Origin of the sequence: Bacillus sp. BB51/4, from assembly GCF_008368845.1 — a bacterium.
Lineage (GTDB): Bacteria > Bacillota > Bacilli > Bacillales > Bacillaceae_G > Bacillus_A > Bacillus_A wiedmannii.
Genome location: NZ_QOSC01000012.1, coordinates 109,288 through 131,602, shown reverse-complemented (window position 1 = coordinate 131,602; position 22,315 = coordinate 109,288). Strand labels below are relative to the sequence as shown.

Genomic DNA, 22,315 nt, shown 5'->3' with positions numbered 1-22,315 from the left:
CCTCACTTCTAACTTTTTAAATATAAAAATATAGAACTCTCTACTTCTTCATACGCAGCTTCTATATCTCCAATTCCCACTACGTTCCAACCATTATTTGTTTCTATCGGTTTTTCATTCATTATGATATGAACTTGTGTCATATTTTTAAAATCTTCTTCAAAAGATGCTAAAACAGGTTGATTTATCATATATGTTTTATTATGTATACTTACACTTAAAAAAGTTTTATGTAATGCTTTATTTCCGTTTAACTTTACATTCATTGGATTAAACGAATTTAATTTTATATTCCCTACAATATACAGATGATACCCTTCTTCTTTATAAAATTGCATGAAATCCTTGTCTCTTTCGTTTTGAACAAAATGAAGAATTTGCTTTGTTTCTTTACTTATTGCAATTTCATTATTTAAACTCAAATCCACATTTATATTTTGTTTTAAAAAGGCATATAACGATGTATCACTATTAAAGAAGCTCGTTTTCCATTCAGGAAGGATTTCATCTAATAATAAACATAAAAGCATTCCTGGGCTATAGCAGCTCTTTCTAATGTTACAATTAGCTTCATATGCATCTAAAATAAGTCCGCTATATTTTCGTAATGTTTCGCTTTCATCCTTTTTGCATACTGAATTGTATGCATTCATTTCAACATACCAAGCAGGCCCCTCTATGCTTTCAACCATACATTCATATGTTATAAACTCTTCTTTCATAAAACTAGCTCTACGCTCTCTTAGTTCAATAAATCGCTTAATATAATTAATTCTCTCAGCTTGTGACTTACAATGAACAGCATCATATAAACAAATTTGTTCTTTATTTCGCAATTCTATATTTTCTTCTGTTATAGGATATTGAAATCCTATAGATTCATTTGGAAATCTCCTTTCTTTATTCAAATATTGATAACAATGAAAAAGTTCATGCACCACAACCGCAAGTAAAGTTTCATAATCTTTATATCTATTCATATTCACAATAGCAGTCGGATAATCTTTGAATAGTATAAATGTATCAGCTTTAAATTGTTCATCCCACTTTAATACGGTATACTCATAGTTATCATCATCTTTCAAAAATAGAGGATGATGAAATACATACACATGTTCATCATTATATAATGCGAATGCAGCCCCCATAAAACCAGGCCATAGTTCATACAATAGATCCATATTTATATCTTGCTTTATTTTATTTAATATATTGTCCATTATATCCCCACCTATATCATTCTACATACATCACTTCTACTCCACTTAAAAATAACCCTTTTATTTAAATAACTGTAAAAAACATATCCCTTATCTCAACCTATACTGTATTATATAAATATATGTGTATTGATGTTATTAAAAGGAGGTGAACATATGAAGAATCTTCTCCCTGCACTAGTACTCTATATTATTGTTTGCATAATCGCTATGATTGCTCCAGCATCTGAAGGCTATAATCACGTTGGCTGGAAGTTGTTTGTTGGGCAAGCGTATGCCATACCTATTTTCATCATTGCGGCTATTATTACATTTTATATAAACAAGAAGAAATCTACGAATAAACAGTTATAAGGATAGCTAATGCTATCCTTATTTTAATTCGCTAATCAGATCCAAAATAACCCTTGTTGTACTTTCTATCCTTCCTTCCGAAAAATCAAACGTAACACCTGTTTTTTCATATATTTCTTGTATAGGTAGGTTCCAATCTGAACTAGCTCCCTCTTTAAAGAAAGCAATCGCTTTTTCTGGATCTTCCCGATAAATTTGAAACAATTGCATTGCTCCTATTTGTGCAATTGCATATTCAATTTTATAAAAAGGAAACTGAATAAAATGAAATGAGTCTAACCAACTTGAACTAATTTCATCTTCTAATCCAGCAATATCGACTGATGAATATTGATACCTTTCACATAGTTCCATATATTTCTTATCACGTTCTTTTGGAGTATGGTTTGGATTTGAATACAGCCAGTGCTGAAATACATCTCCTGCAATTGACGACATTAACAGTGAGAAAGCACGATATAATTGTACGCGCTGTACTTCTTTATATTCATCCTCTTGCTTATAAAAGATATCCAGCTTATCCATTACTAGCAACTCAAGACTGAGAGAATAAAGCTCAGCCACTTCTTCGCGAAGATATTTTTCTTGCATACTACTATCATTGTTAAATTGTTTATAAAAATGAAAGGCATGCCCTACTTCATGTATGAGTGCATTAATTGCATAAAATGATGGACTAAAATTAGAATACACAAAAACCTCTTTACTATGAGGCAAGGTAAAACAAGCGGCTCCTGGCGCTTTATTTTCACGTTCTTCTACGTCAATGAATCCAGCTTTCCTGATATGAATAAATTTCTCATAAAAATATAAATCAGTCTTCCGAAACATTTCTTCCACCCCATCCAATAAATCAACGGTATTTTGAAATGGGGCTTTTGGTAAATTACAAGGCGTTAAATCCCAAGGACGATACGTTTTTACACCGAGATTCTTTTTAGAAAGACTTCCTAACTGTTTCCAAATTGGTACAACATACTTTTCTATAGATTCATGAAGTTTATAACACTCTTCGATACTATAGTCTCTATTTTTTTGTTTAAAAGCATATTCACTATAATTATTAAATCCTGCATGTAAAGCTATCTCATTCCGCAATTGTACGAGTTCATTCATAATACAATCTATTTCTATTTTCACTGCACTTCTTGCTTCACATAAAGCGTACCAAGCTTTTTTGCGAATAGCCCTATTGGGGTTATCTAGCTTTGCTTTTACGTATGCATACGTCTTTTGCTCACCTTCCCAATTAATAGATATGTTAGACATTATTTCTCTATATTTCGTAATAAGTTCTTGCTCTTTAATGGAAAGAGCAATGTTCTTTTCATGAAACATTTTACTTTTTACTACTCTTGCTTTTTTCGTAAATCCATATTTCTGCTCATCTAATAAATTTGAAAATGGACACTCTCTAAATTTCTGGTCAAATTTTGCATTGTATCTTTTTAAAAGTGGCTGAATTGTACTTTGATTATACATATGTAAATCACGTATATTTCTGTCATTTGTATCTCTATACATGGCGATTAAACTACTTGTTATCTCCTCTTCTACTTCAGCGTTTACACGCAATTCCTCCAAAAGCCAACGCTCTAATTCTGAAACAGAAGTAATATTTCGCACTAAAAGTGACTGTAATTTACTTTCTAAATCATTAAGCATACACAATCCTCCCATTTTAAATTTTCTGTTTTTTAGAGATAAAAAAGGACAAGTAGTCAGATTGGCTACTTGTCCTTTTTTGTTAAACCATACTCAATACTATTAAGCTTGGAATGCTTCTGTTAATACTGGTACGATTTGTTTTTTACGAGATACAACACCTTTTAAAGTAGCAGTGTTGTTTTCTAGAGATACGTTGTATGCTTTCTCAACAACGTTTGCTGCTTTACCGATCGCAAGACCGACAGAATCGTTAGTTAAGATATCAGTTACAACGAATAAGAATAGGTCTAAACCTTTTTCTTCTACTACTGCAGAGATAACTTTTTCAAGTTCCGCTTGGTGTACAAGAACGTCGTTTGTATCAACAGCGTTTACTTGTGCGATTTCAACTTTCGCATTACCCATTTGGAATTCTTTAGCGTCAAGAGAGATTAATTGCTCCATTGTTTTTCCGCTTAAGTCAGCACCAGCTTTTAACATTTCTAAGCCGTAGCTATCAGCATCTACACCAGCGATTTCCGCTAATTCACGAGCTGCTGCTACGTCTTGCTCTGTGCAAGTTGGAGATTTGAATAGTAAAGAATCTGAAATGATTGCAGATAACATTAAACCTGCAACTTCTTTACGAATTGTAACGCCATTTTCTTTGTACATTTTGTTTAAGATTGTAGCTGTACATCCAACTGGCTCACAACGGTAGTAAATAGGATCGCTTGTTTCAAAGTTAGCAATACGGTGATGGTCAATAACTTCTAACACACGAACAGATTCGATATCGTTAGCACTTTGTTGACGCTCGTTATGATCAACTAAAATAACGTTGTTCACTTCGCTTGCTACTGTCTCAACAAAACGCGGTCCTTCTACTTTAAAATAGTCTAACGCAAATTGAGTTTCACCGCTGATTTCGCCTAAACGTACAGGCTCAGCATTCATTCCTAATTCTTTTTTCAATTCTGCATAAGCAATTGCAGAACAAATTGCATCTGTATCTGGGTTTTTATGCCCGAAAACTAGTACTTTTTCCATGTTTTCCACCTCTTCATGAAAAGGATATCTTAAAGAAGCAAATATGACAATATTTAAAGCCCATTTTTTTATAAATAATTGCACTTTCTGCTATATTTTTCATCGTTTTTCGTAAAAAAGATCATCTAAAATGAATTAGATGATCGAAACGTATATTTTATTTAAAATAAGGTAGGAGCCTGCACTACATGATTTAGCGCGAAATTTGATGCTAAACCGTTATTTACAAGGTTAACATCTATAACTTGATAAAATGCATTCCCAGTATCTGCAATTTCCCAAACAGCTAAAATAAGGTGATATCCATTTCTATCTGTAGGTACATTTGCTTCATGTGTCACGGAAGTTCCTGGTCTAGCTCCTCCGTCATTTTTCACATAAAACGGTACTAAATCTAAATCAGATCGTGATAATGGTTTATTTGGATTCCAATCTTTTTTCGTAATATAGTATTTCCATTCTTTCGTACTATGAGGTGCCGTTAGTTTCCACTTGAATGTATTCGTCCCTCCGTTTAACGTAACTTTCTTCCACCTATCAACTGTTTGAACGTCTAAAGCAGGAAAATGACCAGCTCCGGCAATTTGTCCATCAGAAGGTCCTAATTGCGGGAATCCACCTATTCCTTCTACACTTTGTGGCTCATATTGAATCGGTCCGCAATTCACATTTACCCCTTGCTTACATAAATAAGAACGGCTCGCTGGTGATTCAACATATCCATGAGCTGAAGCTTTTTCTGAAAAACCGAAAGTTAACAATCCCGTAAGTAATATGCTACCACTTAACATAACTTTCTTCACTTTCTGTAAACCTTTCGTTTTCATCCCGACATCCCCTTTCGCATAATAAAGCGAAAACAACTATAGTTGCCTAGTCATCTCCTCTACATTCATTATAAGATGAGAGACTATACAAACATAACCCTCTAAAAACTTTCTCAAATTCAATTAGTACATTAAATAAATTTTATTAATACATTCAAATAACACCGCTAGAGAAATATAGACGGTGTTAAATATACTCAATTAAACTATTCGTTTATAAATAAATTACGAAATTGGCAAAGTTAGTCTAGTTATCAAATAGCCCTCTCCCTCTCAGATTTGCGGAAACTGGCTCCTTTCCGATTTCACGTGCCCATATAGATAACTGGCCGATATGGTGGATTTCGTGGACAATGACATGACGTATTAACTCTCCGTGTGTACATTCAATGACTCGGCGCCTAATTGGTGCGTCTCTTGAGCTAATCGGCTCTTCATTGAAGTCAGCTTTTGAAAGTTTCCGAGAATCCATTTCATTTGTCCAAGAGGTCACAAATGGCTTCACTTTCCCGTGGTATTGAGCTGAAAGATTTTTCACTTTTTGTAAGCTGGCATACTCTTCAAACAATGGCTCCTCAGGCACTGATTCACCACACAACCCTAAGATCCACATATATTCCACATCTACAATATGAAATAGGGTATGTAGTATACTGCCGAATCCACCGACCCGTTTCTTTACCAGTTCTTCGGCCGATATGTCTTCGCACCATGTAAACCAATCATCACGAACTTGCCAGTTATATTGAAACAGTTTCAACATCACAGCAACCTCCATCTTTTAGATTGACATTTAATATTCACCAAAGGACTTCAAAATTCCTATTTAAGTAATACCTCTTATACAACTGTTAAAACCTTATACAAATTGGCCCTCAAATTGAACATTCAATATGAAGTTAATGAATGAAAAGAAAACCCCTATTATACAGGGGGGGATCAATCTTTTTACAAATCAATACTCAGACCTAATAACAGATTTTTCGTTTAAAAATATCCCTCTTTTTAAATAAAAATACTAAATCATTTTATAATAAATAACCGTTGCATCTAAATTACCATTTGGAGATATTGCGTATTCTGGTATTTTTCCAACTTCTTTATAGTCTAATGATTTATACAATCTATTAGAAGGGTCTCCTTCTCTCGTATCTAGCACTATAAGAGACCTATTTTCTTGCTTTGCTCTTTCCTCTGCTTTTTGCATAAGCAAACGTCCAATGCCATTACGTCTGAAGTTTGGATGAGTCATTAACTTACAAATTTCAGCTCTATGAATCCCATTAGGCTTTGTAACTAAATGTAATTGAATACTCCCTGCCACTTCATTATTTATTTTAGCAACATACAAGATCACTTCTGGTGCTAATACAGTTTCCCAATACTTCGCTGATTCTTTTTGTTCCAGTGGAGGTAAAAAACCAATTGACGCCCCATCATCTACAACCATTTTCAAAAGTTTAGAAAGCTCTTCCACATCATCTTCTATTTGCTTAATCTCTTCAATTACTACATTTTGCATTTACTAATCCCCCTTTTGTTTCATTGTACCAATTTTTAAAGAAGGAATAACGGATAACTAAGATGAAATTATTTAAGGTACATTTTTTTGAGAAAGGATACTTATATGAAGTATATATTAGATAGGACATACGCAAGAGAACTTCTCAAGTGGGCATATGAACAAAACCCAGGTCCGTGGTTCGAACATTCATGTAATGTTGCCCTTGCAACTGAAAAGATAGTTGTAGAACTTATTAATAATGGGTACGACCTAGATGCTGACATAGCATATAATGCTGCCCTCCTGCATGATATAGGAAGATATAAAGGGTTTACTAAATCTGTTATTCATTCCTATGATGGTTATATGTATTTGAATAATTTAGGGTATACAGGAAACGCGATTATTTGCGTGACACATTCATTCCCGTGTAAAAATGAGCATTTAGATATAGCAGCGGAGTGGAGTCTCGTTCCTGACCATATGAGAATCCAGTTAGTTGAAATATTGAATGAACATTGTAACTACGATTTATACAATAAAATAATTACTCTTTGTGATGCTCTTGCTGACGCGGATGGTTTTACTACGCTGGAAAGAAGATTGATTTCCGTTGGTTTACGTCATGGTACAACGTCTCATACATCATTACATTGGAAAGGGTTTTATGCAATTAAGAAAGAATTAGAAGCTTTAATCGGTAAAAGCATATACACAGTTCTTCCTGATGTAGAGAATTCGATTTATGAAGATATAGAATATTAAAGTGAATAAAAATTTAATCTCACATAAAAAACGTTTTAAACTTTATGTTTAAAACGTTTTTTTATTCAATGCTTTTGATTTTTCAGTTCTGTTAAACATTCCTGTACTAAAGTTACCGCTTGACTCATTGCAGCTCCACCAGCAAATGCTGCTGATACACCACACGCTTCCAGAATTTCTTTATCTGAACACCCTTGATCAAGACAACCTTTTGTATGATAAACGGTACAATATTCATCTTGCGTTGCTAGACTAATTCCTAATGCGATAAGTTGTTTTTCCCTTTTTGTTAAAGCGCCCTCTTGAAAACAAGCTTGCGTGAATGCATTATATGTTTCTGCAATTTCAGGAATTTGGTTTGTAAAACTACCGATACCTTCTTTATAATGATGTAGAACGTCATTTACTGAACTATGTTTTTCGTGTTCCATCTTATTATTACCCCCATTCAAATTATGTGTACCTATTGTAGTATGTGATGAAAAGAAGGTAATATACCTCATTAAATAGAATGAATATTCAGTTTATTATAACTACAATTTCAGACTATCATCCACTACTGATTGTTCTTTATAGTTTTTCCTTTCAATCTCTTTACTCCTCTCTTCCCAAAATGTTAAACCTTCAATTCCCACATTTTTAGGATCAAACACTGGATCTTTCCCTTCTTTTTTCTGTGATTCATAATCTTTTAACACTTTTAATGCAATTTTACTTAATAGTAGAATCGCGATTAGATTTAACCATGCCATACTACCAATTCCTAAATCTCCAAGATTCCATAAAAGTGACGCCGATTCTACGCTACCGATGTATACCATAATTAAAAATCCAATTTTTAAAACTGGTTTTAACCAGCTATGTTTAAGCTCACGATCTAAATAAGTAAGTGTCGTTTCAGCGATATAGTAGTAAGCAAGTAAAGTTGTAAACGCGAAGAAGAAGATTGCGAATGAAATAAATATTGGACCAAACCCTGTCATAACAGTTTCAACTGCTTGTTGTGTATAGATTGGACCTGCATCAACATTCCCTATATTCTTTACAATGGCGCTTTTTCCTTCAGGTATAACATTATACATACCTGTTATTAAAATCATAAGAGCTGTCGCTGTACATACAACAATTGTATCGATATATACAGAAAACGCTTGAACTAGCCCTTGTTTTGCAGGATGGGATACTTCAGCAGCAGCGGAGCTATACGTCGCTTCTCCAACACCAGCAACATTTGAAAATACAGCACGCTTTACTCCCCATGCAATTGCTGCACCGACGATTCCGCCAAACATTTCATTTACACCAAAAGCACTAGAGAAAATTAAAGCGAACATACTTGGAATTTCTGTTACATTCGCAATTAATACGATACATGTAACAATTACATAACCTATTGCCATAAATGGAACAAGCATTTGCGAAACGCCCGCAATTCTCTTTACGCCACCAAAAATGATTGATGCTAATAATATAACTAATAATATTCCAGTTATATATTTGCTAATGCCATTAGAGTTTTCAAATCCAACTGCGATACTACTAGACTGAATACCTGGTAATAAAACGCCATATGAAAGTGTTACAACAACCGCTACAATGACTGCAAACCATTTCATTTTCAGGCCTTTTTCAATGAAATATGGTGTACCACCTCGGTATTCATTCCCAACTTTACTTTTATACACTTGAGATAATGTTGATTCAACAAATGCACTCGCTGCTCCTAAAAGAGCCATTACCCACATCCAAAACACAGCTCCTGGTCCGCCAAAAGCGATTGCTGTCGCGACTCCTGCGATATTACCTATTCCAACCCTACCTGATAAGGCTAAACAAAATGCTTGAAAGGATGAAATTCCCGTCTCCGAGCTCTTCCCTTCAAATAATAATTTAATCATCTCTTTAAAATAACGAATTTGTAGAAAACGAGTTGCAATTGTAAAATACACACCTGCTCCTAATGCAAAAACAACTAAGCCAATACTCCATACTTGCCCTACTAACCACTCTACTAATTGCTCCATCCAAATCCCCCTTAATATTCTTTTGAAAACTATTTTATATATAAGAAAACGGACAACTATTATTAAACCTTATAGTTGTCCGTATCTCTCATTATTTCATCCCTCTATTTATTAACAGTTAGATTCTCTATTACTTTATATTGACCCAAACACTTTTCACTTCTGTGTAATTATCAAGCGCATATGAACCTAACTCACGACCAATACCAGATTGTTTAAACCCACCAAATGGTGCAGCTGCATTTTCTAAATTATAATCATTAATCCATACTGTTCCTGCCTTTAATTTATTGGCAACTTGATGTCCTGTTTTAATATTTTGTGTCCATACGCCCGCAGCGAGTCCGTATGAAGAGCGATTTGCTCTTTCGATGACCTCTTCTGTTGAATCAAATGGAAGTACAACGACAACTGGTCCAAAAATTTCTTCTTTCACAATTGTCATATCATCAGTAACATTTGTGAATACAGTTGGCTGTACAAAATATCCTTTTTCAAATGCCCGTTCACCACCAGCAGCAACAGTAGCGCCTTCAGCTTTTCCTTGTTCAATGTAATGTAGCACACGCTCTTGTTGTTTTTTAGATACGAGCGGTCCCATTTCTGTTTCCTTCTCCATACCTGCTCCAAGTTTCACGTTATTCGCCATTTCCACTAGTTCATTTACGACTGTTTCGTAATGTTTTCGGTGAACGAACACGCGAGAACCGGCACTACAATTTTGGCCGTGATTATACATAATGCCTTGGAATGCACCGTTAATCGCTTCTTCTAAATCAGCATCTTCTAAAATAATATTTGGTGATTTACCACCAAGTTCTAACGTTACATGTTTAATTGTTTCTGCAGATTGACGCATAATATATTTCCCTGTAACTGTTGAACCTGTGAAGGCTACTTTATCAATATCATGATGGTTTACGATTGCAGCTCCTGCTTCAGGGCCAAAACCTGGAACAAAGTTTACAACACCGTTTGGAAAACCTGCTTCTTTAAAGAGCTTCGCTGTATATAATAACGATAAAGGCGTTTGCTCTGCTGGTTTTAATACGATTGTACAACCTGTTGCTAGTGCAGCTCCCATTTTCCAAGAAGACATAACGAGTGGAAAATTCCAAGGAATAATTTGACCTACAACGCCAACAGGTTCATGGCGTGTGTAATTTAAGTAATCTTTTGAAATCGGAATCGTTTGCCCAATAATTTTCGTAGCCCATCCCGCATAATAACGATAATTTTCTACAGTCGCTGCAATATCATCATCCAGTGCTACTTGATATGGTTTTCCATTATCTAAAGCTTCTAACTGCGCTAATTCTTCTCCATGCTCTTCAATTAAGTCTGCTAATTTATAAATAAGGTGCGCTCTTTCAGCGGTAGTCATTTCTACCCAAGGTCCTGATTCAAATGCAGATCTTGCAGCTTTTACCGCTACATCAATATCCTCTTCTCGCGCTTCGCATACGACAGCTAAAACATCTTCTGTTGCTGGATTGTATGTCTCAAATGTCTTCCCGCTAATGGAAGGTACAAATTCACCATTAATAAACATTTTAATTTCTTCATTTAAAAACGCTTTCACTTTTGGTCTCAGCTCAATGTTTTTCGTTAACATATATGCTCTCCTCCTTATTTAAACAGCTGCATGAGCTGCAATTTTTGAAATAATCGTTTGAAGTTTTTGATCTTCTTCTTCAGTTAATCCGAGTCTCGGATAACGAGAAGGTCCCCCAGCTTGCCCGTATAATTCCATTGAGCGTTTAACGATTTGTACATATTTTCCTGATCCTTCAAGAAACTCGCAAAGAGGTAAAATAGCATCGTTTATTTCCCAAGCTTTTTCTAATTCACCATTCTGGAAATGCTCATACATTTTCGTAACAAGTCCCGGTACGATATTTCCTGCTACTGAAACCCATCCCGTTGCACCTACTAAATAAGACTCCATAACTAAATCTTCAGATCCACAGAAGACTTGAAAAGCACCTTCGCTTTGTCGTACTAAATCTCTTGCTTTACGAATATCTCCGCTAGATTCTTTAATATGTGTAACATTTTCACATTCTTTTCCAATACGTAGCATGAGCTCTGTACTCATATCAACACCAGATGTAAACGGATTATTGTATAACATAATTGGTATATTTACAGCGTTTGAGATTTCTTTAAAATGAAAATAAATTTCCTCTTCTTTCGGCTTACAATAGTACGAGTTAATAATTAATGCGCAATCCGCTCCGTGTGCTTCTGCATGTTTCGTATATTCAATCGTTTCTTTCGTCGTTTCTGCTGCAGTTCCTACAATAACTGGAATACGGCCATCAACTTCTTTTAATACTGTTTCTACCATTTTAAATCGTTCTTCTTTTGATAAACTAACAAACTCCCCTGTACTTCCATTAATAATAATGCCAGCTACCTTTTGATCGATAAAATAGTTAACGTTTTGTTTTACACCGTTCCAATTAATTTCTTGAAACTCATCCATCGGTGTAATCAATACTGGAAATGCCCCTTTAATTTTTTTCATATTTATCTCTCCCTTTACTATTTTATTTTAATAAAAATCCTGTCGGAAACGGATCTGTAGGGTCTAATAGAAACGTCTGCATTCCTGTAATAAACCCTCTACTTTCAAAGCGAAAAATGTATCCTTGTTCTTCTTTCTTCACTTGTTCCACTGTTATAAAGCTATTAAATATACTTTCATTTTTAAAAGGTTTATCCGCTATATAATCATTTTTAAATAATGTATGAACATAAGATACAATAGTAGAAACAAAACCAGGCGAACGTACGATAAAGTTATCTTCATGAAATGTAATCGACTTTATTTGGTTCTTTTCTGTTTGCATAGATTCTACTAAAATAAGTCTTTTTATTAATGACTGTTTTTGTATAGCTTGAAGTGTAACTTCACTCCATTTTTTTAATTTAGAGATATTTTCAATACTGATTTCTGGTGAATATGCATCCTTTTCTACAACTGCATATACTTTATCTGCCTGAATGAGAGAGTAACTTATATTACCAACTTGTAAATTTTTCTCAATCATATAACATAGTTTACTTTCAAACGAAACAGATACAACTTCATCATTCTCTACATACGCATGGATTGAAAATATACCAGATAGCGTTTCGATTTTGTATTGGTTCGTCTCTCTCTTTTTTAAATACCCGCTTTCTAGTAACATCGTTATGACTGCGACAATCCCCCCATAATGAAGCGGAATGGATCCTTCATGATTAAAAAATAATACAGCTGCATCGACTTCCATATGAATAGAAGGAACGACAATACATCCATTTAATCCGATAAAACCACGTGGTTCATTTAATAAAAGCTTCATTTCTTCTGCTAATTCACCTGAAAATTGTTCGTTTAATTGCTCTAAACTGTAGTAGTATTTGCATGGTACATCTTTCATTACACGAAATGCTTCACCATTTACATGTACGTCTACTGCTGTATACATTTTTTGAATGTTCATTTTACATCCTCCGTTTCATGTTCCATCGGCGGAATTAGCAAAAAGCCTTCTTTAAGTGGGTCCTTTTCATTATAAAAAAATCTATGCATCCCCATAAGCCAAGCTGAACCTGTAATTTTCGTTACGACAGCTTCAATATTTTCTACAGATGTTGTATTTATGACGCACCCTTTAAATAAAGAGCCAACGATACTCTCATGAATAAACTCTTCATCCACTTCAATTTTTTGATTTGCGTATAATACAGCTAACTTCGCTGATGTTCCTGTACCACATGGAGAACGATCAATTCCTCCTGGCGGAACGACAACTGTATTTTTCACATGAGCACTTTCATGAGTAGGATCTGTATAAAATTCAATATGGGTTAACCCTCTAATAAACGAATACTGCGGATGAATGATTTCAAATTCCTCATTAATGATATTTCTAATATGAATTGCCTTATCGATAATTGTAGATGCATTTTCCGGTACTAACTCTAAACCTACTGACTTCGCATCGATAATGGCATAAAAATTCCCTCCATACGCAATATCTGCTTCTACAGTTCCAATCCCTTCGACTTGTACAGTAATATGTTTCAGTAAAAAAGCTGGTATGTTACAGAAAGAGACTTCTTTCGCTTTTCCATCTTGAACAAAGATATCCACTTCAACTAAGCCGGCTGGCGTGTCTAACTTTAACGAAGTAATCGGTTCAACTACCGGAATTAAACCTGATTCAATTAAAGCTGTACATACACCAATTGTATCGTGACCACACATCGGTAAATACCCACCTGTTTCTATGTAAATAACACCAATATTTGCTTCAGGATGACATGGATCTGTTAATAGTGCTCCTGACATTACATCATGACCACGTGGTTCATTCATTAACAATTTGCGAATCCAGTCATACTCCTTTTTCATATGTAACATCTTCTCTGCCATCGTCTCTCCAATTAACTTAGGAAGTCCACTAATCAATGTTCTCGTTGGATTCCCGCCCGTATGTGTATCAATCGTCGTAAAGACTCTTTGTGACCTCATCCGTTTAACACCCTTTCTGTAAAACGACTCAAACGAAGTGGTTCAATAGGAATAATTGTTTCTTTTTCATTTAATAATTCTTCAATCACTTTCCCAGTAACAGCTGCAAGGCTAATGCCATCTCCTTCATGCCCTGCCGCTATAAAGTAATTCGGGATATGTTCCACACGTGAAATGATCGGTAAATGGTCTTCTGTCCACGGGCGTAATCCAGCATATGAACGAATCACCATCATATCCGCCATTTTCGGATAAAAGCGAATTGCTCTATTCGCAATACATTTAATAACCTCGTTATTTATCCTCGTATGCATCCCTACAAACTCTCTACTACTACCAATTAAAAAATTTTGACTTTCTGTCGGCTCAAATACAAGAGCTACCCCATATTTTTCAGTTAAAGCATCCACTTTTCGTTTTCCGCCAAATTTAGAAATTAAATAACCAAATTCCATTACTTTACGACAGCCAACGTGTTGTTGCCTTGAAGCTACAATAATATGCCCTTTTCTCGGTTCAATTGGGACATTTATATCCAACATTTGTCCGATTTTTGGAGCCCATACACCGGCTGCGTTCACCACTTGCTTCGCAGTAAACGTCTCATTTGTCGTTTCTACAATAAAGGATCCGTCTATATCTCTTTTCATTTCTTTTACTTCCGTATGATTAAAAGCTTTCGTACCAAATTTCTTCGATTCTGCAAGAAGTGAGAAAGCAAGAAGATATGGATTTACAGTTGAATCCGTTGCGCATTCTAACCCGCCTAATAAATCATCTGCAAAAAATGGCGATTCTTCTCTTATATCGTGTCTATCAAGCATTCGAAACGGCAATCCAGCTTCCTTTTGACGATTCACCCATTGCTGCGCTGCTTCCATTTCTTCGTCCGACTCACATACGAGAATACTTCCTGGTGCTCTATATTCAAATGAATGCTCTAACTCTTCACTTAATTCTGTTACTAATTTTTGACTTACTAACGACATTTGACTATCAAACCCTGGGTCTTTATCAATAGCCAAAATATTCCCGTCACACCGTGAAGACGTCCCACTGACAAATTCTCCTTTTTCAATGATTGTTACGTCTCTACCGTATTTTGATGTGTAATAAGCGATAGAACAGCCAATAATACCACCGCCTATTATTAAAACGTCACAGTGCCTCACTTAGCACCCCTCCTTTCTTTTTACTCCCTCACTTTCTTTTATGCAATTGACGTGCCAACTCTACATATATACACTTTTTATAAAAAATATTTTAATTTGTAAAAATATTTTAAATTTATCGTAAATAGGTGTATTATTTTTTTATCACTGTCAAAATTTTTATACATAACAGGAGGACAATATGGCATTCTCATTTCCCACAATAAAAGAATTTCTAAAAACTTTATCCATTGATCATACATACAGCATGCAACCTATTGAGCAAGTTGGAGAAAAATTTTATTACCGCCCTTCTACTACTGAAGAATATAACTGCGCTGTTATATATGAAGATGACTCATTCACCACTTTAATTGACATGTTTTCCAATGAAATAGTTGTCATCATAATGAATGAAAATAAAGTGCCTATATGCTGTATAACAGCTCAGCAAATCATTCCGTTTCTTGTTAAGACTTACAATGAACTACAATCTTTTTATAACACCGTAATACAAACAACGGATTCTTCTGTTACAGTTATCGATGATAAAGAATGTGTTCGCACTTGGACAGATGGCGCCGAAAAGATTTTTTCGGTCAACCATACTGAAATTATTGGACAACCTATCACTCGTTTTTTTGACTATAAAGATTTGGAAATCTTGCAATCATTACATGACGGAAAAAGCATAATCGCTCAGTTCCATCAGCCTCGTCCAGATTTGTTCGTATTAATTAATTCAAATCCAGTGTATTGTAACGATGAAATTATCGGAGCTGTCGTTTCAGAAACTGATGTAACAAATCAAGTCGCTTTAAACGAAAAACTATTCAATATGTCACATGAAATGCACCGTTTAGAACAAGAGGTCGCAAAGTACAAAGATGAATCAGATCCTTTCCTTGCGATGAATGGAAAGAGCCCTGTTATTCAAAGAACAATACAATTAGCTAGAAAGGTTTGTTCGGTGAAATCAACTGTTTTAATACTCGGCGAAAGTGGTGTTGGAAAAGAAGTATTTGCAAAAGCAATTCATGAAGCAAGTGAAGCTACTAAGGCACCTTTCATTTCAATTAACTGCGGTGCAATTCCCGAGGCGTTATTTGAAAGCGAATTATTCGGGTATGAGCGTGGGGCTTTTTCTGGTGCAAATAGTAAAGGAAAAAAAGGTAAAATAGAGCTCGCGCAAGGCGGTACATTATTCCTTGATGAAATAGGAGAAATGCCGCTTGATATGCAGGTAAAACTTTTGCGTGTACTACAAGAACGAAAGTATTACCGTGTTGGTGGAGAAAAAGAGATTCATATTGATTTCCGCATTATCGCTGCTACAAATCGTGATTTACAAGAAGAAATGAGAAAAGGCACGTTCCGAGAAGATTTATACTATCGTTTAAATGTAGTTAGTTTGCATATTCCACCGCTTCGCGAAAGACGAGAAGATATTATCGAATTAACATACTCTTTCTTAAATGATTTTTCAATCAACTATAACAGACCAATTCGTGACTTACCTTCAAGCATTATGCATGAACTACTTCATTACAATTGGCCAGGTAATATTCGCGAGCTCCGTAACGTTGTTGAGAGACTTGTCGTATTTGCGACTGACGGTATTATAAAACAAGAATATTTACCATTTCATACAAATGAAACGTTAGACAACCATACGGCACATTCCCTATTACTCAGCAATAATAATACAATCCTCTCTTTGCAAGAAGAGATGGATGAACATGAGAAAAAAGTCATCGAGAGGGCTTTACGCATTTTAAATGGGAATAAATTAGAATGCGCGAAACAGCTTGGTGTTACGAGGGCCACTTTATATAACCGCCTAAAAAAACTCGGGTTACAATAAACATTCCTTCTCTACTATGGCATAGTTTTTGCATAATAATTTGTGCAAACCGAACTAGAGGAGGAATACATATGACGAATAAAGATCACTTAATTGTTTGTCGATGTGAAGAAGTTACATACGGACAACTTCAATCGACAATTGCTGAATATAAATGCTCGGCAAGAGAATTAAAACTAAGAACACGTGCTGGCATGGGATTTTGTGGTGGCCGCACATGTAGAATGATGATAGATCGAATGATTGAAAGTGCAAATCCCGACGTAAACACTAATGAAATGCCATTAAAATATCAACCACCAGTTCGCGCAGTTACCTTTGGAGCGGTAGGTGAAAATCAATGAATAGAATTACACATCACCCTATTTTAGGAAGTTTAAATAGTAGTAAGCGCATCACTTTCCAATTTAACGGGCAACAATATGAAGCCTATGAACATGAAACCATTGCGGCGGCTTTACTTGCAAACGGAATACGAACATTAAGAGTACATGAAGATAGTGGAACGCCGCGAGGTATTTACTGTAATATCGGGCATTGTTCTGAATGCCGCGTGACAGTAAACAATCAAACGAACGTACGAGCATGCTTAACTGTTCTAGAAAAAGATATGGTAGTTGATAGTGGTAAACAGCATCCAAATATCGTGAGAGAGATGGTGAAAAAGCGATGAACGATGTCATTATTATCGGAGCTGGACCAGCAGGTTTATCAGCCTCCATCTCTTGTGCTCGTTTTGGACTAAATGTACTTGTTATTGATGAATTTATGAAGCCTGGCGGAAGGTTGCTCGGACAATTACATCAAGAACCTACTGGAGAATGGTGGAACGGAATAGAAGAATCAAAACGACTTCACGAAGAAGCAAAATCACTTTCAGTTAATATTCGATGTGGCATTTCTGTCTATAATTTAGATAAAGATGAAAGTTCTTGGTTCGTACATACGAATATCGGTACGTTAGAAGCACCGTTCGTTTTACTTGCTACTGGCGCTGCTGAGTACTCCATTCCCCTTCCTGGTTGGACACTTCCTGGGGTGATGTCAATCGGAGCAGCTCAAGTTATGACAAATGTTCATCGCGTTCAAGTTGGGAGAAAAGGAGTAATTATTGGTGCTAACATTTTGTCATTCGCTATCTTAAATGAATTACAATTAGCGGGCATTAAAGTGGAACATATCGTACTTCCTGAAAAAAGTGAATTAAGTCAAAAGGCTAGTGAACCAGAAGAAGTTTTAAACTCTCTCTTACATGCTGCACACCTTGCTCCATCACCTTTATTACGTATAGGTAGTCGATTGATGAAATATAATTGGGTGAAACAAGCTGGATTAAACTTCTATCCAAATAACGGTATGAAAATAAATGGCACACCACTTCACCTTCGAAAAGCAGCTCTTGAAATTATCGGTACAGATCAAGTTGAAGGTGTACGGGTTGCTACTATTGATACGAAAGGAAACATCATAACTGGATCGGAACAAATATATGAGGCAGACTTCGTTTGTATTGCCGGTGGCTTATACCCTCTTGCTGAGCTTGCTGCTGTAGCTGGCTGTCCTTTCCGTTACATTCCGGAATTAGGCGGCCATGTTCCTCTCCATTCCGAAACAATGGAAACCCCTCTTCCCGGTTTATTTGTAGCCGGCAATATAACTGGCATTGAAAGCGGAAAAATCGCGATGGCACAAGGAACTGTTGCTGGATATTCAATCGTAAAACAAGCAAATACAAAATCCCAGTCGGTTGAACAACACTTGCAACAGGCGATCCAACATGTACATACCGTACGTCAACAAGCTGCCATTCAATTTAACCCGAGGATTGATGTCGGTAGGCGTAAAATGAATGAAATTTGGCGTGATTATTCCCTTACATATGCACATACTAAAAAGAGCTGTTGAGATTACTCTCAACAGCTCTTTTTCCTACTCATCTGAGTTATTAAATTTCGCTAATGCGTAAATGCCTTCTTCATCATCTAATTCAAGTTGTAGTCTTGCTGCGAATGAATTGACATTATATTCTCTGTCAAGTAACAAGCGTAGTGCTTCAATTAAGTTTGCTTGAATTAATATTTGTTGACGGCCATTTACCTCTACTTCTGCAGAGAAACCATATTCATCATCATACATTAGCTCAACTAAAACTTCTTCTGGACCAACTTGTCTTTTTTCAGCGATATATACACAAAGCGCATTGATAAGTTCTTGTTCAGAAATTTTTATTGTTTCCATGCTACTTCATCTTCCTTTTTCTTACGTTGATCTTTGAAGTATTTAAATGCACGAACTGCTAACATTACGATACCAGCCATTACTAACATATTTACCATAAACGCTAATACAGAACCAAGAGCTCCCATATTTGCAAATAGGCTACCCATTAGTAAACCACCAAGACCACCTAGTAATAAACCTTTCATAAAGCTTCCTTTATTACTCTTTGGTGCTGTGTTTGTTGCCTTTGTTTTTGAATCTGTTGTTGTTTTTTGTGAGTTTACGTTATTATCTTTTTTGTTCAAATCAACTTTTGACTTTTGACCAGAACTTGGTGTGTATGATTTTTTACCAGATTTGTAACCCTTCGCTGCTGCGTGATCTACAAACATGAAGCTACTAGCTCCAAAGATAACCATGAATGCTGTCATGACTGCTACAAGTTTTTTCAACATATTATATCCATTCTCCTTTTATATAGATATATGTGAAATCTACCTTTCTAGTAAATTCAGAATGATAGATTTGTTTTTAAAAACATTTTAAAGGTTCTTATGAACTCATTATATGAACTTTTGTCGAAATATGCAAGCATTATTTACTTACGACAGTTTGGTGACAAAGGAAAAATTAAGCAAAACAGAATTGACTTTAAATGAAACAAAACATATTATAGGTTCATAAGAACTTTTTATTATTTTTGGAGGTGAAAAGATGGAAACATTTCATCTCACACGAAACGAAATGGCTACCCTTCTTCTATCTTTAAGAGGATGGAATACGAAAAAGCCTCTCGGTATTTTACAAGAAGCGTGGGCAAAGTCACATAAAAAAGATATTGAAAGCGGACAAAGCGTAACTGCTTTTATTACTACCGCACTTTCACCTATTTTTGAAAAACTGATTAAAATTGATGATACAGACGTCGGTTTTTCATTAAATGAAATAGTTGCGCTTGGAAATCAGATTGAAAATACAAGTTTCTCAGTAACGGCCATGCAAAACTGGGTGAAACGAGATATTAAAGAAATGATTGGCTCTCCTCAAAAAGGAAAAAAATATTCAATTGAACAAGCAGCCTTACTATTCATTGTTGAAGATTTAAAAACAGCACTTGATTTTGAATCCATTCGTAAGCTATTACGCCTTATCGTAAATGACCCAGCCGATCGAAGTGATGACTTAATCAATCCTGTTCATTTATATGGAGCATACTCTTCTCTATTTGAAGAACTCAATCAAGGGAATTGCTTACAACTAAATGCAACAGATACAATCCATACAATTGAAAATATCGTGAAAGAAAGAGCTGATAAAATTGCAAGCAAGTTCGATCAGGTTAACAACGAACAACGCGAAGCAATTCGTAATGCGATTATTATTGCCACATTATCTGTGCATACCGCTTATGTACAAATGTTAGCAAAACGTTACGTAACAGCAACTTTATTTTTACAAAATTTAGAAGTGAAACCGTAAAAAATAGGAGCAGAAATGCTTCTATTTTTTTATAACGAAAACAAGCATCAATCTGTTACATACTTAGAACAGGTTGATGCTTGTTTCTCTAGGTATTAATTATAAAAAACCATAATCGCCTATTATTAATTCAAAAATGATCATTTCATTCTATTATATTTCGAACAAGTTTTCTCGATAAATTTAATTCCCTCATCTTTGTAACTCTTTATAAATTTCGATTTGAGCTTTTGAGCTATTAGCAAAACTTAACCAACCCTGTCTCACATTACTAATATTTTCAGTTACCAAAAGTTCAACTATATCTAGATGTGAAACATTCGTTATTATCGATTTATTTATACCATTAACTTTAGCACCTGACATATACTTAGCGATCTCAGGGTTTAATGCAAAAGCAAAATCAATTACAGTAGCACCTTGCGGTAAGTTCACGGAATCTAACTTAGGAGTAAATACAACAATGTTATCTTGGAATAGTTCATATGATACTAAATCATAAAATTCAATCGCATCTTGAGTTACTAGATCATTTGTCTTAATAAAATGATTCATCAATTTATGAATTATATTTTGCATCTCCTTATCAGTTATACTTTTTGTAAGAATATGAAATACCCCTTTATCTCGTATCTCCTGATTTATTTTTGTTTCAATACATATCATTATTTCATGGTTATTGATTACCACTTTGGTCTTTAAGTATTTGTTTAATACATCACTTTCAATTGCTATGTTATCTTCAAATTGATGAGGAATTGGTTTGTACAGTTGATGTATAATTCCTAATATTTTATAACAGTCTAAATTACTTGAGACCGTGATGATTATTTTTGACACCACCGTAATGTCTTGAATATCTTGGAGACGAGAATAAGCTGTATAAATAGGACTTACTTCATAGTTAACTTCAAATATTAAAGGTGGATTTAGAAAATTATTTATATCTTGCATTATATTTTGAGACAAACCCTCTAATAACTTAACATAATTTTGTAAAAGTATTTTCATGCCCTTATATTTAGAATGATTAAGATAATAAAAACCTAAATCTTCTAACTCGTGTTGAATATGAAATAGCCCCAGCCTTTTACAAATCGGAGCGAAAATTTTGAGTGTTTCATTTGCATAAGGAACTTGTTTTTTTACAGCTTTTACCTGTAAAGTCCTCATGTTATGTAGACGATCTATTACTTTTATAATAGCTACTCTTATATCTCCTTGTGTAGCTAACAATAATTTCTTTAAATTTATTGCTTCATACTCTTCTTTATTAGGGATTTGTTTTTTATCAATTTTAGTTAATCCTTCTACAATATCAGCCACTTTTTTACCGAATATATCACGTATATACTCAATTGTATAATCTGTATCCTCCGCCACATCATGTAGTAATGCTGCAACTAAAGTTATAATATCAGCCTTACACTCTAGCAAAATTTCTGTAACTGCAAATGGATGAGTAATATACGGCTCACCCGAAACACGAAATTGTCCTTCATGAGCTTTCTCGGAAACTAATATAGCTATATGTAATTGTTCTAATTCTGCTCTATGTAGATATGAGGCCTTTTCTAATAATGCTTCTTTCATATTTTCACCCTCATCACGCTAATTTTCTATAAAAATTCCATTAACATTATAATTCGTTATTTGAAAGTGAAGTACCTGTCTACGTGAAA

Annotated in this window: 23 protein-coding genes; 7 read left to right on the top strand and 16 right to left on the bottom strand. The window is 34.9% G+C overall.

All coding sequences use genetic code 11. The features are described from left to right. Positions 1 to 8 precede the first annotated feature (8 nt). Entirely contained in the window at positions 9 to 1,220 is a 1,212-nt protein-coding gene (locus DN392_RS15330; protein WP_061673374.1) for a hypothetical protein, read from the bottom strand. A 156-nt stretch (positions 1,221 to 1,376) separates the two neighbouring features. Between DN392_RS15330 and DN392_RS15325 the strand changes: the two genes are divergently transcribed. Then, positions 1,377 to 1,574 (top strand): DUF4017 family protein, encoded by a 198-nt coding sequence (locus tag DN392_RS15325; protein WP_000793387.1) that lies wholly within the window; start codon positions 1,377 to 1,379, stop codon positions 1,572 to 1,574. An 18-nt stretch (positions 1,575 to 1,592) separates the two neighbouring features. On the opposite strand, the gene DN392_RS15320 is transcribed toward DN392_RS15325, so the two are convergent. The 5 genes from DN392_RS15320 to DN392_RS15300 form a co-directional block, all read right to left on the bottom strand. Further along, complete coding sequence (locus DN392_RS15320) at positions 1,593 to 3,239, bottom strand: M3 family oligoendopeptidase (RefSeq protein WP_088321427.1); 1,647 nt, start codon at positions 3,237 to 3,239, stop codon at positions 1,593 to 1,595. Between the two features lie 102 nt (positions 3,240 to 3,341). Continuing rightward, positions 3,342 to 4,271: a manganese-dependent inorganic pyrophosphatase gene (gene ppaC / locus DN392_RS15315; RefSeq protein WP_000416875.1), complete on the bottom strand. Its 930-nt coding sequence runs from the start codon at positions 4,269 to 4,271 to the stop codon at positions 3,342 to 3,344. Between the two features lie 161 nt (positions 4,272 to 4,432). Then, positions 4,433 to 5,098, bottom strand: a complete 666-nt coding sequence (locus DN392_RS15310; protein WP_000850069.1) for a lytic polysaccharide monooxygenase — start codon at positions 5,096 to 5,098, stop codon at positions 4,433 to 4,435. A gap of 247 nt (positions 5,099 to 5,345) precedes the next feature. Further along, positions 5,346 to 5,861 (bottom strand): DinB family protein, encoded by a 516-nt coding sequence (locus DN392_RS15305; protein ID WP_000915555.1) that lies wholly within the window; start codon positions 5,859 to 5,861, stop codon positions 5,346 to 5,348. Positions 5,862 to 6,116: 255 nt separating this feature from the next. Further along, positions 6,117 to 6,620, bottom strand: a complete 504-nt coding sequence (locus tag DN392_RS15300; RefSeq protein WP_048566246.1) for a GNAT family N-acetyltransferase — start codon at positions 6,618 to 6,620, stop codon at positions 6,117 to 6,119. Between the two features lie 105 nt (positions 6,621 to 6,725). On the opposite strand from DN392_RS15300, the gene DN392_RS15295 reads away from it, so the two are divergent. Further along, complete coding sequence (locus tag DN392_RS15295; RefSeq protein ID WP_061673372.1) at positions 6,726 to 7,367, top strand: HD domain-containing protein; 642 nt, start codon at positions 6,726 to 6,728, stop codon at positions 7,365 to 7,367. 65 nt (positions 7,368 to 7,432) lie between these two features. Here DN392_RS15295 and DN392_RS15290 read toward each other — a convergent pair whose 3' ends face one another. The 7 genes from DN392_RS15290 to DN392_RS15260 form a co-directional block, all read right to left on the bottom strand. Beyond that, positions 7,433 to 7,870: a carboxymuconolactone decarboxylase family protein gene (locus tag DN392_RS15290; protein ID WP_131233593.1), complete on the bottom strand. Its 438-nt coding sequence runs from the start codon at positions 7,868 to 7,870 to the stop codon at positions 7,433 to 7,435. 30 nt (positions 7,871 to 7,900) lie between these two features. Further along, positions 7,901 to 9,391, bottom strand: coding sequence for an alanine/glycine:cation symporter family protein (locus DN392_RS15285; RefSeq protein ID WP_000437007.1), 1,491 nt, complete (start codon positions 9,389 to 9,391; stop codon positions 7,901 to 7,903). Between the two features lie 130 nt (positions 9,392 to 9,521). Then, entirely contained in the window at positions 9,522 to 11,006 is a 1,485-nt protein-coding gene (locus DN392_RS15280; RefSeq protein ID WP_000956385.1) for an aldehyde dehydrogenase family protein, read from the bottom strand. 18 nt (positions 11,007 to 11,024) lie between these two features. After that, a complete protein-coding gene (dapA, locus tag DN392_RS15275) occupies positions 11,025 to 11,921 on the bottom strand; it encodes a 4-hydroxy-tetrahydrodipicolinate synthase (protein ID WP_000721279.1) in 897 nt (298 codons plus the stop codon). A 22-nt stretch (positions 11,922 to 11,943) separates the two neighbouring features. Further along, the gene (locus tag DN392_RS15270; RefSeq protein ID WP_001025554.1) at positions 11,944 to 12,885 is read right to left on the bottom strand and encodes a proline racemase family protein; all 942 of its coding nucleotides are present in this window, start codon (positions 12,883 to 12,885) and stop codon (positions 11,944 to 11,946) included. After that, a complete protein-coding gene (locus DN392_RS15265) occupies positions 12,882 to 13,919 on the bottom strand; it encodes a proline racemase family protein (protein ID WP_048566243.1) in 1,038 nt (345 codons plus the stop codon). Before DN392_RS15265 ends, DN392_RS15270 begins: the two co-directional genes overlap by 4 nt. After that, positions 13,916 to 15,091 (bottom strand): NAD(P)/FAD-dependent oxidoreductase, encoded by a 1,176-nt coding sequence (locus DN392_RS15260; RefSeq protein ID WP_061673370.1) that lies wholly within the window; start codon positions 15,089 to 15,091, stop codon positions 13,916 to 13,918. The genes DN392_RS15265 and DN392_RS15260 overlap by 4 nt, the downstream gene beginning before the upstream one ends. Positions 15,092 to 15,272: 181 nt before the next feature. Between DN392_RS15260 and DN392_RS15255 the strand changes: the two genes are divergently transcribed. From DN392_RS15255 to DN392_RS15240, 4 genes are all read left to right on the top strand, one after another. Further along, a complete protein-coding gene (locus DN392_RS15255) occupies positions 15,273 to 16,934 on the top strand; it encodes a sigma-54 interaction domain-containing protein (RefSeq protein ID WP_064449450.1) in 1,662 nt (553 codons plus the stop codon). A gap of 71 nt (positions 16,935 to 17,005) precedes the next feature. Beyond that, positions 17,006 to 17,278 carry a (2Fe-2S)-binding protein gene (locus DN392_RS15250; protein WP_000182240.1) on the top strand — a complete coding sequence of 91 codons (273 nt, stop codon included), beginning with the start codon at positions 17,006 to 17,008 and terminating at the stop codon, positions 17,276 to 17,278. Beyond that, positions 17,275 to 17,607, top strand: a complete 333-nt coding sequence (locus DN392_RS15245; RefSeq protein ID WP_001080016.1) for a (2Fe-2S)-binding protein — start codon at positions 17,275 to 17,277, stop codon at positions 17,605 to 17,607. Before DN392_RS15250 ends, DN392_RS15245 begins: the two co-directional genes overlap by 4 nt. After that, a complete protein-coding gene (locus tag DN392_RS15240; RefSeq protein WP_064449451.1) occupies positions 17,604 to 18,839 on the top strand; it encodes an NAD(P)/FAD-dependent oxidoreductase in 1,236 nt (411 codons plus the stop codon). Before DN392_RS15245 ends, DN392_RS15240 begins: the two co-directional genes overlap by 4 nt. A gap of 24 nt (positions 18,840 to 18,863) precedes the next feature. Here DN392_RS15240 and DN392_RS15235 read toward each other — a convergent pair whose 3' ends face one another. Together DN392_RS15235 and DN392_RS15230 are read right to left on the bottom strand one after the other, a co-directional pair. After that, positions 18,864 to 19,172 (bottom strand): YxcD family protein, encoded by a 309-nt coding sequence (locus DN392_RS15235; protein WP_000447764.1) that lies wholly within the window; start codon positions 19,170 to 19,172, stop codon positions 18,864 to 18,866. Beyond that, the gene (locus DN392_RS15230; protein WP_000914471.1) at positions 19,160 to 19,609 is read right to left on the bottom strand and encodes a hypothetical protein; all 450 of its coding nucleotides are present in this window, start codon (positions 19,607 to 19,609) and stop codon (positions 19,160 to 19,162) included. The genes DN392_RS15235 and DN392_RS15230 overlap by 13 nt, the downstream gene beginning before the upstream one ends. 259 nt (positions 19,610 to 19,868) lie before the next feature. On the opposite strand from DN392_RS15230, the gene DN392_RS15225 reads away from it, so the two are divergent. Next, positions 19,869 to 20,633 (top strand): DUF1836 domain-containing protein, encoded by a 765-nt coding sequence (locus DN392_RS15225; RefSeq protein WP_000447225.1) that lies wholly within the window; start codon positions 19,869 to 19,871, stop codon positions 20,631 to 20,633. A gap of 192 nt (positions 20,634 to 20,825) precedes the next feature. Here DN392_RS15225 and DN392_RS15220 read toward each other — a convergent pair whose 3' ends face one another. Beyond that, positions 20,826 to 22,226, bottom strand: a complete 1,401-nt coding sequence (locus DN392_RS15220; RefSeq protein ID WP_048566240.1) for an HD domain-containing protein — start codon at positions 22,224 to 22,226, stop codon at positions 20,826 to 20,828. Positions 22,227 to 22,315: the final 89 nt, after the last annotated feature.

What these genes read in the sequence shown, in the direction of transcription:
- DN392_RS15330 (WP_061673374.1), bottom strand. Translation starts at nt 1,220, where the DNA reads ATGGACAATATATTAAATAAAATAAAGCAAGATATAAATATGGATCTA.
- DN392_RS15325 (WP_000793387.1), top strand. Translation starts at nt 1,377, where the DNA reads ATGAAGAATCTTCTCCCTGCACTAGTACTCTATATTATTGTTTGCATA.
- DN392_RS15320 (WP_088321427.1), bottom strand. Translation starts at nt 3,239, where the DNA reads ATGCTTAATGATTTAGAAAGTAAATTACAGTCACTTTTAGTGCGAAAT.
- ppaC (WP_000416875.1), bottom strand. Translation starts at nt 4,271, where the DNA reads ATGGAAAAAGTACTAGTTTTCGGGCATAAAAACCCAGATACAGATGCA.
- DN392_RS15310 (WP_000850069.1), bottom strand. Translation starts at nt 5,098, where the DNA reads ATGAAAACGAAAGGTTTACAGAAAGTGAAGAAAGTTATGTTAAGTGGT.
- DN392_RS15305 (WP_000915555.1), bottom strand. Translation starts at nt 5,861, where the DNA reads ATGTTGAAACTGTTTCAATATAACTGGCAAGTTCGTGATGATTGGTTT.
- DN392_RS15300 (WP_048566246.1), bottom strand. Translation starts at nt 6,620, where the DNA reads ATGCAAAATGTAGTAATTGAAGAGATTAAGCAAATAGAAGATGATGTG.
- DN392_RS15295 (WP_061673372.1), top strand. Translation starts at nt 6,726, where the DNA reads ATGAAGTATATATTAGATAGGACATACGCAAGAGAACTTCTCAAGTGG.
- DN392_RS15290 (WP_131233593.1), bottom strand. Translation starts at nt 7,870, where the DNA reads ATGAGGTATATTACCTTCTTTTCATCACATACTACAATAGGTACACAT.
- DN392_RS15285 (WP_000437007.1), bottom strand. Translation starts at nt 9,391, where the DNA reads ATGGAGCAATTAGTAGAGTGGTTAGTAGGGCAAGTATGGAGTATTGGC.
- DN392_RS15280 (WP_000956385.1), bottom strand. Translation starts at nt 11,006, where the DNA reads ATGTTAACGAAAAACATTGAGCTGAGACCAAAAGTGAAAGCGTTTTTA.
- dapA (WP_000721279.1), bottom strand. Translation starts at nt 11,921, where the DNA reads ATGAAAAAAATTAAAGGGGCATTTCCAGTATTGATTACACCGATGGAT.
- DN392_RS15270 (WP_001025554.1), bottom strand. Translation starts at nt 12,885, where the DNA reads ATGAACATTCAAAAAATGTATACAGCAGTAGACGTACATGTAAATGGT.
- DN392_RS15265 (WP_048566243.1), bottom strand. Translation starts at nt 13,919, where the DNA reads ATGAGGTCACAAAGAGTCTTTACGACGATTGATACACATACGGGCGGG.
- DN392_RS15255 (WP_064449450.1), top strand. Translation starts at nt 15,273, where the DNA reads ATGGCATTCTCATTTCCCACAATAAAAGAATTTCTAAAAACTTTATCC.
- DN392_RS15250 (WP_000182240.1), top strand. Translation starts at nt 17,006, where the DNA reads ATGACGAATAAAGATCACTTAATTGTTTGTCGATGTGAAGAAGTTACA.
- DN392_RS15245 (WP_001080016.1), top strand. Translation starts at nt 17,275, where the DNA reads ATGAATAGAATTACACATCACCCTATTTTAGGAAGTTTAAATAGTAGT.
- DN392_RS15240 (WP_064449451.1), top strand. Translation starts at nt 17,604, where the DNA reads ATGAACGATGTCATTATTATCGGAGCTGGACCAGCAGGTTTATCAGCC.
- DN392_RS15235 (WP_000447764.1), bottom strand. Translation starts at nt 19,172, where the DNA reads ATGGAAACAATAAAAATTTCTGAACAAGAACTTATCAATGCGCTTTGT.
- DN392_RS15230 (WP_000914471.1), bottom strand. Translation starts at nt 19,609, where the DNA reads ATGTTGAAAAAACTTGTAGCAGTCATGACAGCATTCATGGTTATCTTT.
- DN392_RS15225 (WP_000447225.1), top strand. Translation starts at nt 19,869, where the DNA reads ATGGAAACATTTCATCTCACACGAAACGAAATGGCTACCCTTCTTCTA.
- DN392_RS15220 (WP_048566240.1), bottom strand. Translation starts at nt 22,226, where the DNA reads ATGAAAGAAGCATTATTAGAAAAGGCCTCATATCTACATAGAGCAGAA.